Consider the following 17505-nt stretch of genomic DNA (forward strand, 5'->3'; position numbering starts at 1 on the left):
AGCACTTTTCCAGTTAAAATGCTTTCAATGTTCGGCTTTTTGTTTTATTTCCCGATTCTATTTAATTCCGTTAGAATAAATTTCTACTTTTACAGCTTAATTTTTTTATAAAGCATGATTGAAGTGGGAAGAAAGTATGTCTTTGATTTCGATAGTACCTTAACAAGGGTTGAAGCTCTGGACGTGCTGGCAGAAATGACACTTGCCGGCAAGTCTGACAGGGAAGAAGTGATTCATGAAATCCAGGCAATTACAAATCTGGGAATAGACGGGGATATCTCGTTTACAGAATCTCTTGAGCGGAGGATTAAATTGTTAAAAGCACATAAGGACGATCTTGAAGGTCTGGTAACCGAATTAAAGCAAAAGATCTCCAAGTCTATTGAGGCTAATAAAGAATTTTTTGAGAAATTTTCTGATGACATCTATGTAATTTCATGTGGATTCAAAGAATTTATAGATCCAATAGTTGAAGAATATAATATTCCATCAGATCGGGTATTTGCGAACACCTTTGAGTTTGATGAGTCTGGCAATATTATTGGTTTTGATGAGGAAAATCCTCTGGCATCACACAATGGCAAAATAGAATGTCTTAAACGCCTGGATCTCGACGGCGAAGTACAGGTAATAGGTGATGGTTATAGCGATTATGTGATGAGAGAAGCAGGGATAGCCCATAAATTCTTTGCCTATACCGAAAATGTACATAGGAATAAGGCTGCTGATAATGCAGATCATGTTACGCCCAATATGGATGAGTTTCTCTTTGTAAACGACCTTCCAAGAAATATTTCCTACCCTAAAAACAGGATAAAAATTCTGTTATTAGAAAATGTACACCCGGCGGCTTTTGACAACTTGTCGGAAGACGGTTTTTCGGTAGAGTTAGTAGAAAAGAGCTTGTCTGAACAAGAACTGATTGAAAGAATTAAAGGAGTACATGTGCTGGGGATTAGGTCCAAAACCCAGGTTTCAAAGGCTGTTATAGAGGCGGCAGACAAACTTCTGGTGGTAGGGGCATTTTGTATTGGAACCACACAAATAGATCTGGAAGGTTGCCAGAAGAATGGGATAGTGGTTTTTAACGCTCCATACAGTAATACCAGATCTGTTGTTGAGCTGGCGATAGGGCAAATAATTATGCTCATGCGGAATGTGTTTCCCAGAAGTACAGAAATTCATAGCGGGCAATGGAATAAGACAGCTATCAATTCCAGAGAGATCAGAGGCAAGAATCTCGGGATTGTAGGTTACGGCAATATTGGTAAACAGTTGTCTGTATTGGCAGAAGCAATGGGTATGCGGGTGTATTATTACGACATAGACGATAAACTGGCGCTTGGGAATGCCGTTCAGTGTAAAACACTGGAAGACTTGCTGAATGTTTCTGATGTAGTATCATTACATATTGATGATAATAAAGCAAATAAGAACTATATAGGCGAGCGCGAAATAAATCAAATGCGAGATGGCGCAATGCTCATTAACCTCTCCAGAGGATTTGTTGTGGATATCCCCGCTTTGGAAAAGGCATTGAAAAGTAAAAAATTGGCCGGGGCTGCGGTAGATGTATACCCGGAGGAGCCTAGAAGTAATGGAGAGTTTTACAGCGAACTTCAGGGATTGCCCAATGTAATTCTTACTCCTCATGTTGGAGGTAGTACAGAGGAAGCTCAGCGCAACATTGCGGATTTTGTACCTAACAAGATCATGGATTATATTAATTCCGGAAATACGGTAGATGCCGTAAACTTCCCGAATATCAGACTTCCAAAGCAAAACAATGCACACAGGTTCTTGCATATTCATAGAAATGTTCCTGGAATTATGGCGCATATCAATGAAGTATTGGCCAAGTTTGATATGAATATTACCGGGCAATACCTTTCAACAGACAGTGAAGTGGGTTATGTGATTACCGATCTTGATAAGGATTACAACAAAGAAGTGATCAAAGCACTTAAAAAAGTAGAACATACCATTAAGTTCAGGGTGCTCTATTAATGGGTTATTTATGATGGTAAGGTTCGTTTCTTAAAATGGTAAAAGCCCGATAGAGCTGCTCTATTGCAAAGAGCCGGACCATTTGATGTGAAAATGTCATTTTAGATAAACTCAGTTGACCACTGGCTTGCCGATAAACTGTATCACTAAAGCCATACGGACCCCCAATGACAAATGTGAGTCCTTTGATACCCGAATTCATTTTCTTTTGCAGGTATTCCGAAAATGCTACTGAGGTGTATTGTTTCCCTTTTTCATCCAGAAGGACAAGTACTTCTGAGGGGCCTATTTGTTTAAGTAGTAATTCTCCCTCTTTTTCCTTTTGCTGAATTTCCGATAGATTTTTGGTGTTTTTGAGATCAGGAATAAAATGCATCTCAAATTTAACATAATGGCCAAGTCGCCTTTCGTAGTCATTGAGTAGCTCTTGAAGCGCTTTGCTGTCTGTTTTTCCTATTGCCAGTAATTTGATGGTCATAAGGCAAATGTAATTTGCAATTTCCGATTTATGAAATTCCTTTTCCTTGTCTTTTTACAATCGTACAATTTCATTTTTATAGCAGTAGGAATGAGGCGAATTCTAATAAAATATTGTTGTTTAAAAAAGATTTTGTGGATAAATATGATACCGAACAGAGCTATTAACGAGCAAACAATTTAGTATTTTAGCACACGACAAGAATTGCCTATGATTTCGGAAGAACAATTTCAACATGAAATAGCACTAATTATTAAAAATGCCATTCGCGAGGACATCGGAGATGGGGATCACAGTTCTCTTGCCTGTATTCCGAAGACGGCAACAGGCAAGGCGAAATTGTTGGTAAAAGACCAGGGGATAATAGCAGGAGTTACATTTGCCGAGCAGGTATTTGCTTATGTAGACCCCTCATTGAGGATAGAAAAAATAATCAATGACGGCGATAAAGTAGAATATGGGGATATTGTTTTCTATGTTGAGGGAAATTCCCAGAGTATACTAAAAGCAGAACGCCTGGTGCTCAACGCCATGCAAAGAATGAGTGCTATAGCAACAAAAACCAATCACTATGTAAACCTGCTGCTGGGAACGGATACTAAAATACTAGATACAAGGAAAACAACCCCGGGGATCAGAGCATTAGAAAAATGGGCAGTCAAAATAGGGGGAGGGGAGAACCATAGATTTGCCTTATACGACATGATAATGCTTAAAGACAACCATATAGATTTTGCCGGGGGCATATCCGGAGCTATTGCAAAAACCAAAGCATATTTAAAAAGTACAGACCGTGATTTAAAGATCATTGTGGAGGCGAGAAATATTAAAGAAGTTAAGGAAATACTTGCCGCAGGAGGGGTGTATAGAATTTTGCTGGATAATTTTAATTTTGGGGATACCCAACTAGCAGTAAATATAATAGGAGATAAATGTCTTACAGAATCTTCCGGGGGGATTAACGAACAAACCATTCGGAAATATGCTGAATGCGGAGTGAATTATATTTCTTCCGGGGCGCTTACACATTCTGTTTCTAATATGGACCTTAGCTTAAAAGCCGTGTAGATGTCGACAGCAATAGAGGAAAAGTTAGATAAGATTCCCGTGCTGAACCTGCTGGTGAGGTTCCTGAAAAAGATTAAACTGTCTGCCTTTGAGGGCTTATCGCTATATGACCTTATAGAAATGTATTTACTGGGGATTGTAGAAGGGGCTCTTTCAACCAGGGCAAGTTCTATTGCTTTCAGCTTATTTATGGCTATTTTTCCATTGCTGATTTTTCTCTTAACCCTTGCGCCTTTTTTAATTCAGTATATAAGTGTTGGAAATGAGAATTTTGACACCCAGTTTCTGGCATTTCTTGAATCTTTTTTGCCTACAGCGACAGGAGAATATTTTGAAGAGATCTACCAGCAGATAAAGGATCAGAAAAGAGGAGGTTTATTGTCCTCTGCTTTTTTAATTTCAATTTTCCTGATGGCCAATGGAGTTAATGCTATTTTTGGAGGGTTTGAACATTCCTACCATATAGAGTTGACCAGAAATTTTTTCAAGCAGTATGCCTATGCCCTAATGGTGGGACTTATTCTGTCTATTTTAATCCTGGTAGGAGCAGTTGTCTATTTGTATTTTGAAGTTTATGTATTAAAATACCTCAGCGATTTTGCTGCCAGAACCGGTGGATATGTGCTGGAAGAAGGTGAAATAAGAGGTGTCAGGATAGGGAAAGTGTTGTTTTTTGTAATTTTAACCTATCTCACCACTGCCATACTCTATTATTTTGGCACGGCAGAAGGCAAACAGGCCAAGTTCTTTTCATATGGAGCCTTGATGACCTCCTTGCTTTTTCTGCTAACTTCTTATCTTTTTGGGGTATATGTTGAAAAATTTGCGCGTTACAACGAATTGTATGGTGCATTAGGAGGATTATTGATATTAATGGTGTATATATGGCTAAATTCAAATATCTTGTTGTTAGGTTTTGAATTGAATGCAACATTAAATTTTCTAAGGAAAAAACACCAAAAGAATGATACGCCCAAATAATCTGCTTACTATAGGTCTTTTGCTATTTGTTTGTCAAATATGTACGGCACAAAGCATCTTTGGCAAATGGAAAACCATTGATGATCGTACAGGTAAACCCAAAGCCATAATCAATGTCTACAAAAAGGGAGAATTGATGTACGGGAAAGTAGAATCTATACTTGAAATAGGGAGGGAAGAGGCGCGTTGTGTTAAATGCGAAGGTGATCGCAAGGACCAACCTATAATGGGCATGACGATAATAGATGGTCTTCAAAAAAACAAGAATGATGAATGGAAGGGAAAAACCCTTTTCGATCCGGAACAAGCCATGACTTTCCGTTGTAAAATATGGTTAAATCCCAGTAATTCTAACGAACTGAAAGTCAGAGGATATCTTGCTTTCCTGTTCCGTACCCAAACCTGGCTAAGAGTGGAAGATTAGCTGCCATACAACTATGGAATATTTTGTCAACGTAATTCTTCCCATTCCACTAGAAAATTACTTTACTTATAGGGTGTCTGAAGAACAAGCCCGGCTATTACAACCTGGGATGCGCGTTGCTGTTTCTTTTGGAAAATCTAAAATATACACGGCCCTGGTGTATGAACTGCATCATACTCCGCCAACAGCGTACAAGGCCAAAGATATTCATCAGATACTCGATGAACATGCGTTGGTAAACCCTATTCAACTGGAACACTGGAAATGGATTGCCAGTTACTATATGTGCAGTATGGGAGAGGTTTTTAGAAGTGCCTTACCGGGGGCCTTACTTTTGGAAAGTGAAACCCTTATTCTCGGTAATAAGGAGGCCGACCTGGAGGAGGTAGCCTTGCGGGATGATGAATTCCTGGTCATGGAGGCATTGGAACATCAGTCCTCCCTGCGCGTAAAAGACGTGGTAAGTATTGTTGAAAAGAAAAGGATACTACCCTTGCTCAACAGATTGGTTAAAAAGAATGCCATTGTTCTGAGAGAAGATTTAAAGGAGCAATACAAACCCAAAATGCTCCGCTACATAAAACTAAATAGTAGCTATACTTCCGAAGAAGCCCTGCAACAACTTCTTGAAAATATCAGCAGAGCGCCAAAACAAAGCAGGGCCGTCCTGGCATTATTTCAACTACAGGCGACGACCAATAAACCAGTAAAAATGTCCGATCTGGAAATAGAAGCTAATGTTTCCAAAGCGGTAATCAGGAGTTTGATTAAGAAAGAAATTCTAGAAGAATATTTTGTCAGAATAGATAGAATCTCCCACGACCAGGGAGGGGATTACAGCGCTTTAAAATCATTAAATAAATTCCAAACTATAGCTTTAGATAAAATAACTGAAGAATTTGAAAATAAGAATGTTACACTTCTTCATGGAGTTACATCATCCGGTAAGACAGAAGTGTATATGCGGCTTCTGGAATCTTGTTTAAATTCTGGTAGACAAGCCCTATACCTATTACCAGAAATAGCATTAACCACCCAACTAATCACAAGATTGCAAAAATATTTTGGTAAGAAATTATCCGTTTATCACTCCAAATATAGCATGCAGGAACGTGTTGAAGTATGGAATAATTTAGTCAGTAAAAAAGAAAAAGCACAACTTATTATTGGGGCCAGATCAGCACTATTTTTACCCTACTCGGATTTGGGATTGATAATAGTAGACGAAGAACACGAAAGTTCATTTAAGCAGTTTGATCCTGCTCCTCGTTACCATGCCAGAGATGCGGCTATTGTGCTGGCAAGTATGCATAATTGTAAAGTGCTACTGGGTTCTGCAACTCCAAGTATTGAAAGTTTCAACAATGCCCGCAATGGAAAGTACGGGTACGCGAAGATCGACAGGCGTTTTGGTGATGTTTTAATGCCAGAAATTGAACTGGTAGATATAAAGCAGCAACATCGCAAAAGGCGTATGAAGGGGCATTTCTCTCAGCGCCTCTTAGAAGAAATTACACTAACACTGGAAGAAAAGGAACAGGTAATATTGTTCCAAAACAGAAGAGGCTATGCGCCAATAGTGGAATGCACCACCTGCGGGCATTCACCACAATGCCCAAATTGCGATGTAAGTTTAACTTATCATCAGTACAGAGATCAGTTGAGATGTCACTACTGTGGACACCAGACACCAATGGAAAAGGATTGCCAGGCCTGCGGTAATTTTACTCTGGACACCAAAGGATTTGGCACCGAGCAAGTTGCCGAGGAAATTAAGGGGTTGTTTCCGGAAGCCAAGGTAGGCCGTATGGATCTGGATACTACCCGCGGGAAACACAGCTATGAAAAGATCATTACAGCTTTTGAACAACAGGAATTTGACATCCTGGTGGGGACACAAATGATTACCAAAGGGCTAGATTTCAGACATGTAAACCTGGTTGGAATTATGAATGCAGATACCCTGCTGAACTTTCCGGATTTCAGGGCTCACGAAAGGAGCTTTCAATTGCTTACACAAGTTGCGGGCCGCGCAGGGAGGACAAAAAAAAGAGGAAAGGTCCTGATTCAAACTTATAATCCCTATCATCAAATTTTAAAACAGGTAAGCACGGACGACTATTTGGGGATGTTTCAGGAGCAGTTGTATGAAAGGGAGCAGTATCACTATCCACCGGCTAATCGCCTGATCCGAATCACACTAAAGGATAAAGATTATAACAAATTAAATGAAGCTTCGTCCTGGTTTGCCAAAGCCCTTAGAAATGTTTTTTCTCAAGGGGTGCTGGGGCCAGAGTTCCCTGTAATTCCCCGTATCCGAAACCAATACCTTAAACATATTTTGGTAAAATCCCCCAGGGAGGTGTCTTTTGCACAAACAAAAAATAGCATTAAAAGAATTGGAAATTCCTTTAATGCTATTTCTCAGTATAAAAGTGTACGGATAATCTACAATGTAGATCATTTATAGCTAGACGTTGCTTAATGCTTCGGCCAACTCCGTCTTTTTATTTCTGCTCAATGGGATTGATCTGCCACTTACTTCAACATTCTTGCTGTTGAATTTCTCGATTTTTTCCAAATTCACAATATAAGACTTGTGAATTCTCAGGAATTTATCTTCGGGTAGCTGTTTTTCAAAGGCTTTCATTGTTGAAAGAATTACAATATTGGCCTCATCAGTAACTAATTTAATATAATCTCCCAGGGCTTCTATCCACTTGATATCGTTAAGGATAACCTTTCTCTTTTTAAGGTTACTTTTTACGAAGATGTGCTCTTCGTCCTCATTAACTTTGTGGATTTGCTCAAATTTAGATACCGCTCTTTTTACAGAGGCATCAAAACGAGCCATGGTAATAGGCTTGTGCAAATAATCTGTCACATCGTAATCAAATGCCTTCAGTGCGTAGTCTGGCTTTCCTGTAATCAAGATAACCTGTGGTCGGTTTTCTAAAGATTCAAGAAGGTCAAAACCACTGATAATGGGCATTTCTACGTCTAGAAAGATCAGGTCTATTTCGTTGTTCTTGATGCCGTTTTTCGCTTCAATAGCGTTGCTGTATTCCGCAACTAAAGCCAGATTTGGGTGGTTGTTCACCAATTTAGCAACTGCCATACGTTGCATAGATGAATCGTCAACAACAATACTTCGTAATTTCATAAATGGGTCGATTTGTGGGGTTAAATCATCGACAAATTACAGAAAAAACGCGTTGAAGTGCAACAAAAGTTGTAAACATTGCGCAAAATCTTGTATGAATGCCAATGATCATAAGATTTTTGGTTTTAGGTTAAGTTTAATTTTAAGATTCTTCTACCTATAACGAAGATTTTTTCGTTTTCTTGTGATTAGTGTGAAATATTGTTACTTTTGCCGTCCTAAAAATAGATACCAATATGAATCATTACGAAACTGTTTTCATTTTAAATCCCGTTCTATCTGATACACAGATAGAGGAAACAGTAAAGAAATTTGAGGATTTCTTGAAAAAGAATGGAGCCAAAATGGTCTCCAAAGAAAATTGGGGGCTAAAGAAATTAGCCTATCCAATTCAGCACAAAAAAAGTGGTTTTTACCACTTGTTTGAATTTGCCGCTGCTGGTGAAGTAATTGCACCTTATGAGCAAGAGTTCAGAAGAGATGAACGTATAATGCGTTTTCTAACTGTCAAATTGGACAAGCATGCCATTGAATGGGCAGAAAAAAGAAGAACAAGATTAAAGGCTAAAGCATAAGGATTATGGCAACATTACAGCAACAGGCAAAAGGTAAAAAGGATGGGGAGATCAGATATCTTACCCCTTTAAACATCGAGACCAATACTCAGAAGAAGTATTGTAGATTTAAAAAATCCGGAATCAAGTACATAGACTATAAGGATCCTGATTTTTTAATGAAGCTGGTAAATGAACAAGGGAAATTACTTCCAAGAAGACTTACCGGAACTTCCATGAAATATCAAAGGAAAGTGGCACAAGCCGTAAAAAGGGCACGTCATTTGGCATTGATGCCTTATGTAGGTGATTTATTAAAGTAAAAAAAAGCGGATCATGGAACTTATATTAAAAGAAGACGTACAGAACCTCGGTTTTAAAGACGATGTTGTTACGGTAAAGAATGGTTATGGTAGAAATTACCTTATACCACAAGGGCTCGCTGCGATGGCAACACCATCGGCTAAGAAGGTTTTAGCAGAAAACTTAAGGCAGAAAGCGCATAAAGAGAAGAAAATAATAGATGGTGCTAATAAAACTGCCGAAGCCTTAAAAGAACTGGAAGTTAAAATACCGGCTAAAGTAGGAACTGCAGATAAATTATTTGGTTCTGTCACTAATATTGATCTTTCAGCTGCTTTGGAGAAAGCGGGTCATGAAATAGATAAGAAATATATCAGCATCAAAGGAGGAGCGGTAAAACGTGCTGGTCCTTATGAAGCACAGATCAGATTACACAGAGAGGTAATGGTAGATTTACCTTTCGAAGTGGTGGCGGAAAAGAAATAAAAAACGCATTTGGTTGATAACTTAAAATAGCTATGCACGCATAGCTATTTTTTTTGTTATAAGTTTGTCTGTAAACTGACAAAACTCAATCAAATGAAAGCAAAATTACTTCTTCCAGTGTTCTTCCTGTTTATTAGTACTTCACTTTTTGCGCAGGTGACCACATCGAATATCCGGGGAACAGTTTCTGACGATCAGAACGCAGCCTTACTAGGGGCCAATATTGTTGCCATTCACACGCCTACAGGCACAAAATATGGCGCAATCAGTAATGAAGATGGTAGGTTTAACCTTCTTAATTTAAGAGTTGGAGGGCCTTACGAGGTGACTATATCTTACGTGGGGTACAGAGAATATACAGAGAACAATGTATTTCTTACCCTGGGGAAGACCTTTAATCTCGAGGTAGTACTATCTTCAGAAAGCCAGGCTTTAGATGAAGTGGTGGTTATTTCTGACCGAGGTGGTACTTTTGGAAGTGATAGAACAGGTGCGGAAACCAGTGTTGGAAGTCGGGAATTAACCAGATTGCCCACAATCTCCAGATCTGCAGAAGATTTTACACGTCTGGAGCCCAGTGCCTCTTCTGGCGCGTCGGGAATCTCCTTTGGCGGTAGAAATGATCAGTACAATAACTTTTCTCTTGATGGTGCTATTTTCAACAATCCGTTTGGCCTGGATGCCGCAACGCCGGGAGGCCAGACCAGCTCACAGCCCATTTCGCTCGATGCTATTGAACAAATACAAGTTTCTCTGGCTCCATACGATGTTACTCAGTCCGGATTTACAGGTGCCTCGGTTAATGCAGTTACTAAAAGTGGTACCAATGAATTTTATGGTACCGCCTATGGGTTTTTCAGAAACGATGACCTGACAGGGGGGAAGATAGACGGAGACGATGTTTTTAAAACCGGTTTGGAACAAATACAGTATGGAATAAGTGTTGGAGGGCCGATTATTAAAAATAAATTATTCTTCTTCGCCAATTTTGAAAGAGATGACCTTGAAGAATTGGGTACGGCTGGTTTTGTTCCGAATACAGGGACAGGTGCCATAAACGAATCAAGGGTAAGTGCAACAGATTTTCAAATGGTTGATAACCTCCTCAGGCAGGTGGTTATAGGACAGGACGCCCAGGGAGGAGATATCTTCTATAATCCCGGGAGATTCGACGGCTTTAATTTTGCTCAGGAATCCACCAAGGGGATCATTAAATTCGATTGGAACATCAATGATAACAATCGCCTGGCGGTCATTTACAATTTTCTAAATGCCTCTAAAGAGAAGCCAGCTCACCCTTCCGCATTAGGTTTTCGAGGACCCAATGCTTCTACGCTGCAATTCGAGAATACAGGTTACGAGATTAATAACAACATACGCTCTATTCAGGTAGAATTAAACAGCACCCTTTCGGATGAAGCTACTAATAAGCTACAGATAGGGTATACGCATTTCGATGATTTTAGAAATCCGCTTTCAACGCCTGCACCCACAATTACCATCCTGGATGCCTCAGGGAGTTCTAATTATATTATTGCCGGGCACGAACCATTTTCTATCAATAACAGATTGGATCAGAAGGTATTTCAAATTACTAATAACCTTAATTTCTTTAAAGGAGACCATACCTATACCGTTGGCTTTTCTTTTGAAAAATTCCAGTTCGACAATTCTTTCAACCTTGGTGCCTATGGAGCTCAGGGCGTGTTTTTCCCGACAACTACTATCACAGATTTCCCCACATTTGCAAGCTCCGGAGATTTACAGGCGGCATTCAATACTGCCATAGCTACTGCAAATTCACTGGGAAGCAATGGTACGGGAAATCCTGGAGGTTGGGCATTGGCAGAAACCAATGTAGGGCAGTTGGCATTTTATCTGCAGGATGAATGGAATGCCACGGAGAACTTTAAGCTTACCTATGGCATACGCGTAGACAAGCCATTATATTTTGATACTGCCGATAAAATTCGCGAAAATATTGAAAGAAAAGGGGGTGCTATGGGGACATATATTCCTTCTATAGAATATACAGATCCTGATACTGGTAATGCTGTATTTCTGGATTCTGAGCAATTACCAGATAATGATTTCCTGATTTCGCCAAGAGTAGGATTTAATTGGGATGTTAATAACGATAATTCATTTCAAATTCGAGGAGGCTCCGGAGTATTTACCGGAAGGTTTCCATTTGTCTGGTTAGGCAACCAGGTTCAGGGGGTAGATTTCTTTTTCTACCAACTGGTAGACCCGGATTTCCAGTGGCCGCAAGTTTGGCGTACCAATATAGGTGCTGACAAAAGACTTAATAACGGCCTTATACTTACAGCAGACTTTTCATATACCAAAGACCTCAATGCGGCACATGTTCAGAATTGGGGCTTGGACACTCCTTCGGCAACCCTTGGGGGGGTAGACAACAGGGCGGTGTATACCAATGATGACAAATCTCAAATTTTTGGCGGTCCAACCAGTGCGTTTGTATTTACCAACTCGGACAAGGGTAGAATAATCAACGCAACCTTTAAGGCACAGAAAACGTGGGATGGAGGGTTGTACGGTCAATTGGGGTATAGTTTCCTTAATTCCAAAGAGGTGAATTCTATAGAAGCAGAAATTACCGGAGATGCTTTTGCAGGAAATGCCGTTACCGGGAATGCAAATAACGACGTATTGGCCTTCTCCAGGTATGGAGATAACCATCGCTTCATCGGGGTACTCTCTAAAGCTTTTTCATCCGGAACCACTATTTCAACCTTTTTTGAATATGCCAGTGGAGGAAGATATAATTACATTTATGGAGGAGACATAAATAATGATGGCTCCAGTATCAATGACCTGTTATATATCCCAACATCTTCGGAAGTAGGCCAGATGACATTTAGTGGTGCGGGGCAGGCAGAGGCGTTTGAGGCCTTTATTCAGCAAGATGATTACCTCAGTGATAACCGTGGACAATATGCCGAACGCTATGGGGCAAAAGCACCGTGGAAAGGACGTTGGGATGTTAAAGTGCTGCAGGATATCAAATTAAATGATAAGAATAAATTGCAGTTAAGTCTTGATGTTCTGAATATCGGGAATTTTGTTAACTCCAATTGGGGCGTTGTTGAAGAGCCAGGATTTAACCAGGTACTTGGTGTAAGTGTTGATGGGAGTAATAATCCTACTTATACCTTCGACGGCAGAACAAGCACATTTACAGCTGCTACAGATGCAAGATCAAGGTGGAGAGCCCAGTTTGGTGTGCGTTACATTTTTAATTGAGATCGCTAGTTTTATATAATTACAATTGATGAGTATCAGGACAAAGGCTATAGAAGTATAGCCTTTGTTATTTTTGTAATAGTAAATTTGTACAGGTAAAAACAGTACCTATGAAGTATGCCCGATTAACCAAGCAGCAATTGGAAGAATTGCATCCGGAATTCATTAACTTTTTGGCCACCCAATCTATAACTGCCGAGGAGTGGAATACAATTAAAACAAATACCCCGGAGGTTGCAGAGGAGGAGTTAGATGTATTCAGCGACCTGGTCTGGGAAGGCGTACTGAGTAAAGTAGAATATCTGGAGAATATCTCGGCCATGCAGATGCATCTGTTTTATACTGCGGAAAAAGAGATGAAGTTGCTGTCTGTAAAAGTTATGAATCCAGAAATAGATCTTACAACTCAGCAGGGCTTTACCTGGTTTAAGAAAAACTGGCAATCCGACTTTGTAGAATACCTCACCGCTTCCAAGATGTATACGGACGATAAAAATCTGGACAAATTTAAACTGATACAGCAGGGAGCTATAATAACTAAAGGGGAATTATTCCAGTGGTTTGATAAAATCATAGAATAAGGCGATATTTACAATTCTAATCTAAACAATGGCACAGAAACCTTCCATTCCCAAGGGCACCAGAGATTTTACACCTTCAGATATTGCCCGGAGAAATTATATCATCAATATCATAAAAAAGCATTTTGAGTTGTACGGATTTCAACCTATTGAAACTCCGTCATTTGAGAATTTTGATACTTTGATGGGTAAATATGGTGATGAAGGAGACAGATTGATATTTAAGATTTTAAACTCCGGAGATTTTATTAGCAAGGTAGATGACGTTACCTATAGCTCAAAAAAATCGGCTTCCCTAATGCCGAAAATTTCGGATAAAGCCCTGCGTTATGATCTAACCGTCCCCTTTGCCCGATACGTTGTGATGCATCAGAACGACATCACCTTCCCATTTAAAAGATATCAGATTCAGCCGGTTTGGAGGGCCGACAGGCCTCAAAGAGGAAGGTTTAGAGAATTTTACCAGTGCGATGCAGATATAGTAGGGGCTAATTCCCTATTACAGGAAGTAGAACTGGTGCAATTGTACGATGCGGTTTTTAGCGAAATGAAATTAGAGGGGGTGGCCATTAAGCTTAATAACCGCAAAATCCTCTCGGGCATAGTAGAAGTTATCGGCGCCCCCTATCATTTGGTAGATTTTACCGTTGCATTAGACAAATTGGATAAAATTGGTAAGGATAAAGTAATTGAGGAGATGCTGAATAAAGGTATCTCTGAGCAGGCTATACAAAAGGCAGCACCTCTGTTTTCATTGTCCGGTTCTGATTCGGAACAATTAAATGCCCTGGAAAAGTTCCTTAAGACTTCTGAAATAGGACTAAAGGGAGTAAAGGAACTGCAGTTCATTATTGATACTATAAAACAACTGGGGCTAAAGACATGTTCGCTTGCTATAGATGTAACCCTGGCCCGTGGCCTCAATTATTACACAGGAGCCATCTTTGAAGTGGCTGCTCCTAAAGACATTACCATGGGTTCAATAGGGGGAGGTGGCAGGTACGATGACCTTACAGGGATGTTTGGGTTAAAAGACGTTAGCGGAGTAGGTATATCATTTGGCCTGGAAAGGATTTTTCTTGTTCTGGAAGAGTTAGGGCTTTTTCCTGAGGAGATTTCGCAAAGCCTTCAGGTACTCTGTATAAATTTTGGGGAAGAAGAAGCCCTCGCTTCCATGAGACTTATTGGTGCATTAAGGAATTCCGGAATCAAGGCCGACCTTTATCCCACCAGCACAAAAATTCAAAAGCAATTTAAATACGCGAACAGCAGAAATGTTCCATGGGTAATTTCAATTGGTGAGCAAGAATTGGCTTCCGCTACTTTTGTCGCTAAAGATATGGTCAAAGGAGAACAGCAATCCTATAAGTTAGACGATATAGCCACTTTTGTAAAAAGCCTATAAGCGCAATTTTATGGCCTTTATGACTCTTTTATAATAATCACTGCCATGGGGTACATATTTGTCTGGTTTGGCCAGACCAAAAGTCTCTTCTGCCAATTGGATCATCGGAATAAGTGCCAAAGCAGCCACCTCACTATCTTGTTTTTTCAGGGCAGCTAAAGAGACTTTCAGTTCACATAAAAAAGTATGATGAAATTCGGAGTCGGTGAACCCCGGTCCATGTTGGTGTACGGCTTTAAACACCCCAATTTTTTCCAGGCCCTGTTCGTTAATTTTTAGTCCTATTTCTTCTTCAACTTCTCTTAAGGCCGAGGTTTTAATTTCTTCTCCTGCCCCAACATGTCCGGCAACGGAAACATCCCATAAGAGGGGATGCGTAGTTTTATTTTCGCTGCGCTGTTGAATAAGAATCTGTCCGTTCGGAGTATAGCACCAGATGTGCACAGTTGGGTGAAACCAACCATTTTTGTGCGCCTCCGATTTTAGGGCAGTCCTCCCTGTCGGATTTCCATCATCATCTAATATGTCTATTAGCTCATCCAACTTCTACAATTCAATTAAGGCTCAGATCTATATCTCCCCCAAAATAAGGAAAGGTTTAGGCCAGCCAACAGTCCGAAGGGTTAGTCGAAATAACTAAAGGTCTCGCCCTCTTTTATATTTAGCAGCGTCTCATAGATTAACCGAATTACGTTCTCTACGTCATCTCTATGCACAGTTTCTACTGTTGTATGCATATATCTCAGGGGTAAAGAAATTAAGGCCGATGCAACCCCGCCACCACTATAGGCAAAAGCATCTGTATCTGTGCCAGTAGAGCGGGAGGCGGCCATGCGCTGGAAGGGAATTTTTTTGGCTTCGGCCGTCTCAATAATGCGTTCCCTTAATTTATTCTGAACAGCAGGTGCATAGGAGATTACAGGGCCACTTCCCATTTCCGTAAGCCCCTGTGTTTTCTTTTCTATCATGGGAGTGGTCGTATCATGGCAAACATCTGTAATAATCGCCGCATTAGGTCGTATAGTTTCGGAGATCATCTCCGCACCCCTCAGGCCAATTTCTTCCTGTACAGAATTCGTTATATAAAGACCAAAGGGAAGTTTCTTTTTATTCTCATGTAAAAGGCGGGCTACTTCGGCTATCATAAATCCACCAGCTCTGTTGTCTATGGCTCTGCAAACAAATTTATCCTTATTTAGAATTTTAAATTCATCGGGGTAGGTGATTACACATCCTACATGCACCCCCATTTTTTCAACTTCATCTTTATCTTTGGCACCGATGTCGATAAATATATTATCTAGTTTCGGAGGTTGTTCTTTGCTTTTATCGCGGGTATGAATTGCCGGCCAACCAAAGATGCCTTTTACCATGCCATTCTTGGTATGAATATTTACCCATTTAGAAGGGGCTATCTGATGATCGCTACCGCCATTTCTAATGACATATAGCAATCCGTTATCTGTTATATAATTAACATACCATGAGATTTCATCAGAATGGCCTTCTATTACCACCTTGTATTTGGCGTCGGGGTTAATTACCCCAACTGCAGTTCCATAGGTATCTGTGATAAAGGTGTCTACGTAGGGTTTAAGGTAGTTCATCCACAGTTTCTGACCCTCCCATTCATATCCGGTCGGGGCAGCATTATTAAGGTATTTTTCAAAAAAATCTAATGACTTTTTGGTGATGATCTTATTTGTGCTCATGTATATGTGTTTAGTTCACAAACTTAGCAATATTCACTTTTATTTAATAACACAATAGTATGTTTATCATTAATTTTGGCAGGACTTTTGTTTTTTTACCAATTATGAGGAAGTGGAATTTGTTTTGGTGTTTTGGACTACTGGCATTTATGTGCACGGCGCAGGTGGAGGAAATTCCGCTTGATTCTGTCTCAGAAAAGATGATCATTGTTGAGGGGGATTCTATTTTCAAGAGCTCTATAGCACTTGATGAGGTGTACATTTTTGGAAAGCTCGAATTTGAATCCTACAAGGAGAAACTCAGGTATTATATACTAAGGAGAAAAACGATAAAGGTGTACCCTTATGCCAAGTTGGCTTCGGAACGTTTGGTTGAACTCAATGATAGTCTAAGTAGAATTAAGAAGAAAAGGAAGCGAAAAAAGTATACCAGGCATGTGCAGAAATTCATTGAAGAGGAATTTTCTGAGGAGCTTAAAAAACTTACACGTACAGAAGGGCAAATTTTGGTAAAACTTATCTACAGGCAGACGGGAAAAACATCCTTTAATTTGGTAAAGGAGTTGCGAAGTGGCTGGCGGGCGTTTTGGTATAACACCACTGCAAAGATGTTTAAGATTAGTATTAAGGAAGAATACCATCCGGAAAGTGTGCATGAAGACTATCTTATAGAGGACATATTGCAGCGGGCATTCGCATCTAAAAGGCTTGATAGGCAGGAGTCTGTGCTCGATTATGATTACGCCTCGCTGACCAATAAATGGAACAAGAACGCAAAGCAAAAAAAATAGTTGCGGAAATCATTAAATTCTCTTAACTTTACTAGCCTTTTTTGATAGCCATACACAGGCAAGAAACTAGTTTCTAGCTGGTTAATATTTGCGTCAAAAAAAAATATAAAAATTACCATAAAATTTAGTTGCATTTAAAAAAAGTGCTCTATATTTGCAGCCGCTTTGAGAGGGATGTTTTCTTGGGGTGTTTAAGATAGTTCATTGACATATTGGCAGACAGCGTTTTTCTTTAGATTTTCATTTATGGGGATTTAGGGAGGAATTAGAATCATTTAGATTTAG

The 17505-nt window shown here is 39.8% G+C and carries 16 protein-coding genes; 12 read left to right on the forward strand and 4 right to left on the reverse strand.

Annotated elements, in window-relative coordinates; all coding sequences use genetic code 11:
* The first annotated feature begins 114 nt into the window (after positions 1-114).
* Positions 115-2007, forward strand: a complete 1893-nt coding sequence (gene serA / locus J1G40_RS12700) for a phosphoglycerate dehydrogenase (protein ID WP_265243017.1) — start codon at positions 115-117, stop codon at positions 2005-2007.
* Positions 2008-2011: 4 nt separating this feature from the next.
* On the opposite strand, the gene rlmH is transcribed toward serA, so the two are convergent.
* On the reverse strand, positions 2012-2485 hold the full coding sequence (gene rlmH / locus J1G40_RS12705) for a 23S rRNA (pseudouridine(1915)-N(3))-methyltransferase RlmH (RefSeq protein WP_265243018.1): 474 nt from the start codon (positions 2483-2485) through the stop codon (positions 2012-2014).
* A gap of 210 nt (positions 2486-2695) precedes the next feature.
* On the opposite strand from rlmH, the gene nadC reads away from it, so the two are divergent.
* The 4 genes from nadC to priA are packed head-to-tail and all read left to right on the forward strand — an operon-like array spanning position 2696 to position 7428.
* Entirely contained in the window at positions 2696-3553 is an 858-nt protein-coding gene (gene nadC, locus J1G40_RS12710; protein ID WP_265243019.1) for a carboxylating nicotinate-nucleotide diphosphorylase, read from the forward strand.
* Positions 3554-4534, forward strand: coding sequence for a YihY/virulence factor BrkB family protein (locus J1G40_RS12715; RefSeq protein WP_265243020.1), 981 nt, complete (start codon positions 3554-3556; stop codon positions 4532-4534).
* The gene (locus J1G40_RS12720) at positions 4518-4958 is read left to right on the forward strand and encodes a DUF2147 domain-containing protein (protein ID WP_265243021.1); all 441 of its coding nucleotides are present in this window, start codon (positions 4518-4520) and stop codon (positions 4956-4958) included. Before J1G40_RS12715 ends, J1G40_RS12720 begins: the two co-directional genes overlap by 17 nt.
* A gap of 13 nt (positions 4959-4971) precedes the next feature.
* Positions 4972-7428: a primosomal protein N' gene (priA, locus tag J1G40_RS12725; RefSeq protein WP_265243022.1), complete on the forward strand. Its 2457-nt coding sequence runs from the start codon at positions 4972-4974 to the stop codon at positions 7426-7428.
* Here priA and J1G40_RS12730 read toward each other — a convergent pair whose 3' ends face one another.
* Positions 7429-8121 carry a LytR/AlgR family response regulator transcription factor gene (locus J1G40_RS12730; RefSeq protein WP_265243023.1) on the reverse strand — a complete coding sequence of 231 codons (693 nt, stop codon included), beginning with the start codon at positions 8119-8121 and terminating at the stop codon, positions 7429-7431.
* Positions 8122-8357: 236 nt separating this feature from the next.
* Between J1G40_RS12730 and rpsF the strand changes: the two genes are divergently transcribed.
* The 6 genes from rpsF (at position 8358) to hisS (ending at position 14717) form a co-directional block, all read left to right on the forward strand.
* Positions 8358-8696, forward strand: a complete 339-nt coding sequence (gene rpsF, locus J1G40_RS12735) for a 30S ribosomal protein S6 (protein ID WP_265243024.1) — start codon at positions 8358-8360, stop codon at positions 8694-8696.
* A gap of 5 nt (positions 8697-8701) precedes the next feature.
* Positions 8702-8998: a 30S ribosomal protein S18 gene (rpsR, locus tag J1G40_RS12740; RefSeq protein ID WP_265243025.1), complete on the forward strand. Its 297-nt coding sequence runs from the start codon at positions 8702-8704 to the stop codon at positions 8996-8998.
* A 13-nt stretch (positions 8999-9011) separates the two neighbouring features.
* Positions 9012-9464 (forward strand): 50S ribosomal protein L9, encoded by a 453-nt coding sequence (rplI, locus tag J1G40_RS12745; RefSeq protein ID WP_265243026.1) that lies wholly within the window; start codon positions 9012-9014, stop codon positions 9462-9464.
* Positions 9465-9557: 93 nt separating this feature from the next.
* Positions 9558-12731 (forward strand): TonB-dependent receptor, encoded by a 3174-nt coding sequence (locus J1G40_RS12750; RefSeq protein ID WP_265243027.1) that lies wholly within the window; start codon positions 9558-9560, stop codon positions 12729-12731.
* A gap of 110 nt (positions 12732-12841) precedes the next feature.
* Positions 12842-13312, forward strand: a complete 471-nt coding sequence (locus J1G40_RS12755) for a DUF6495 family protein (protein ID WP_265243028.1) — start codon at positions 12842-12844, stop codon at positions 13310-13312.
* Positions 13313-13340: 28 nt separating this feature from the next.
* Positions 13341-14717, forward strand: a complete 1377-nt coding sequence (gene hisS, locus J1G40_RS12760; protein ID WP_265243029.1) for a histidine--tRNA ligase — start codon at positions 13341-13343, stop codon at positions 14715-14717.
* On the opposite strand, the gene J1G40_RS12765 is transcribed toward hisS, so the two are convergent.
* Together J1G40_RS12765 and J1G40_RS12770 are read right to left on the reverse strand one after the other, a co-directional pair.
* The gene (locus J1G40_RS12765; protein ID WP_265243030.1) at positions 14712-15260 is read right to left on the reverse strand and encodes an NUDIX hydrolase; all 549 of its coding nucleotides are present in this window, start codon (positions 15258-15260) and stop codon (positions 14712-14714) included. The two genes, hisS and J1G40_RS12765, sit on opposite strands and share 6 nt — an antisense overlap.
* Positions 15261-15340: 80 nt before the next feature.
* Positions 15341-16429, reverse strand: a complete 1089-nt coding sequence (locus tag J1G40_RS12770) for a M42 family metallopeptidase (RefSeq protein WP_265243031.1) — start codon at positions 16427-16429, stop codon at positions 15341-15343.
* Between the two features lie 149 nt (positions 16430-16578).
* Here J1G40_RS12770 and J1G40_RS12775 point away from each other — a divergent pair, with 149 nt between their 5' ends.
* A complete protein-coding gene (locus J1G40_RS12775; protein WP_265243037.1) occupies positions 16579-17220 on the forward strand; it encodes a DUF4294 domain-containing protein in 642 nt (213 codons plus the stop codon).
* Positions 17221-17505: the final 285 nt, after the last annotated feature.

Origin of the sequence: Muriicola sp. Z0-33 (assembly GCF_026126425.1) — a bacterium.
In the GTDB taxonomy this organism is placed as follows: Bacteria; Bacteroidota; Bacteroidia; order Flavobacteriales; family Flavobacteriaceae; genus JAFMPW01.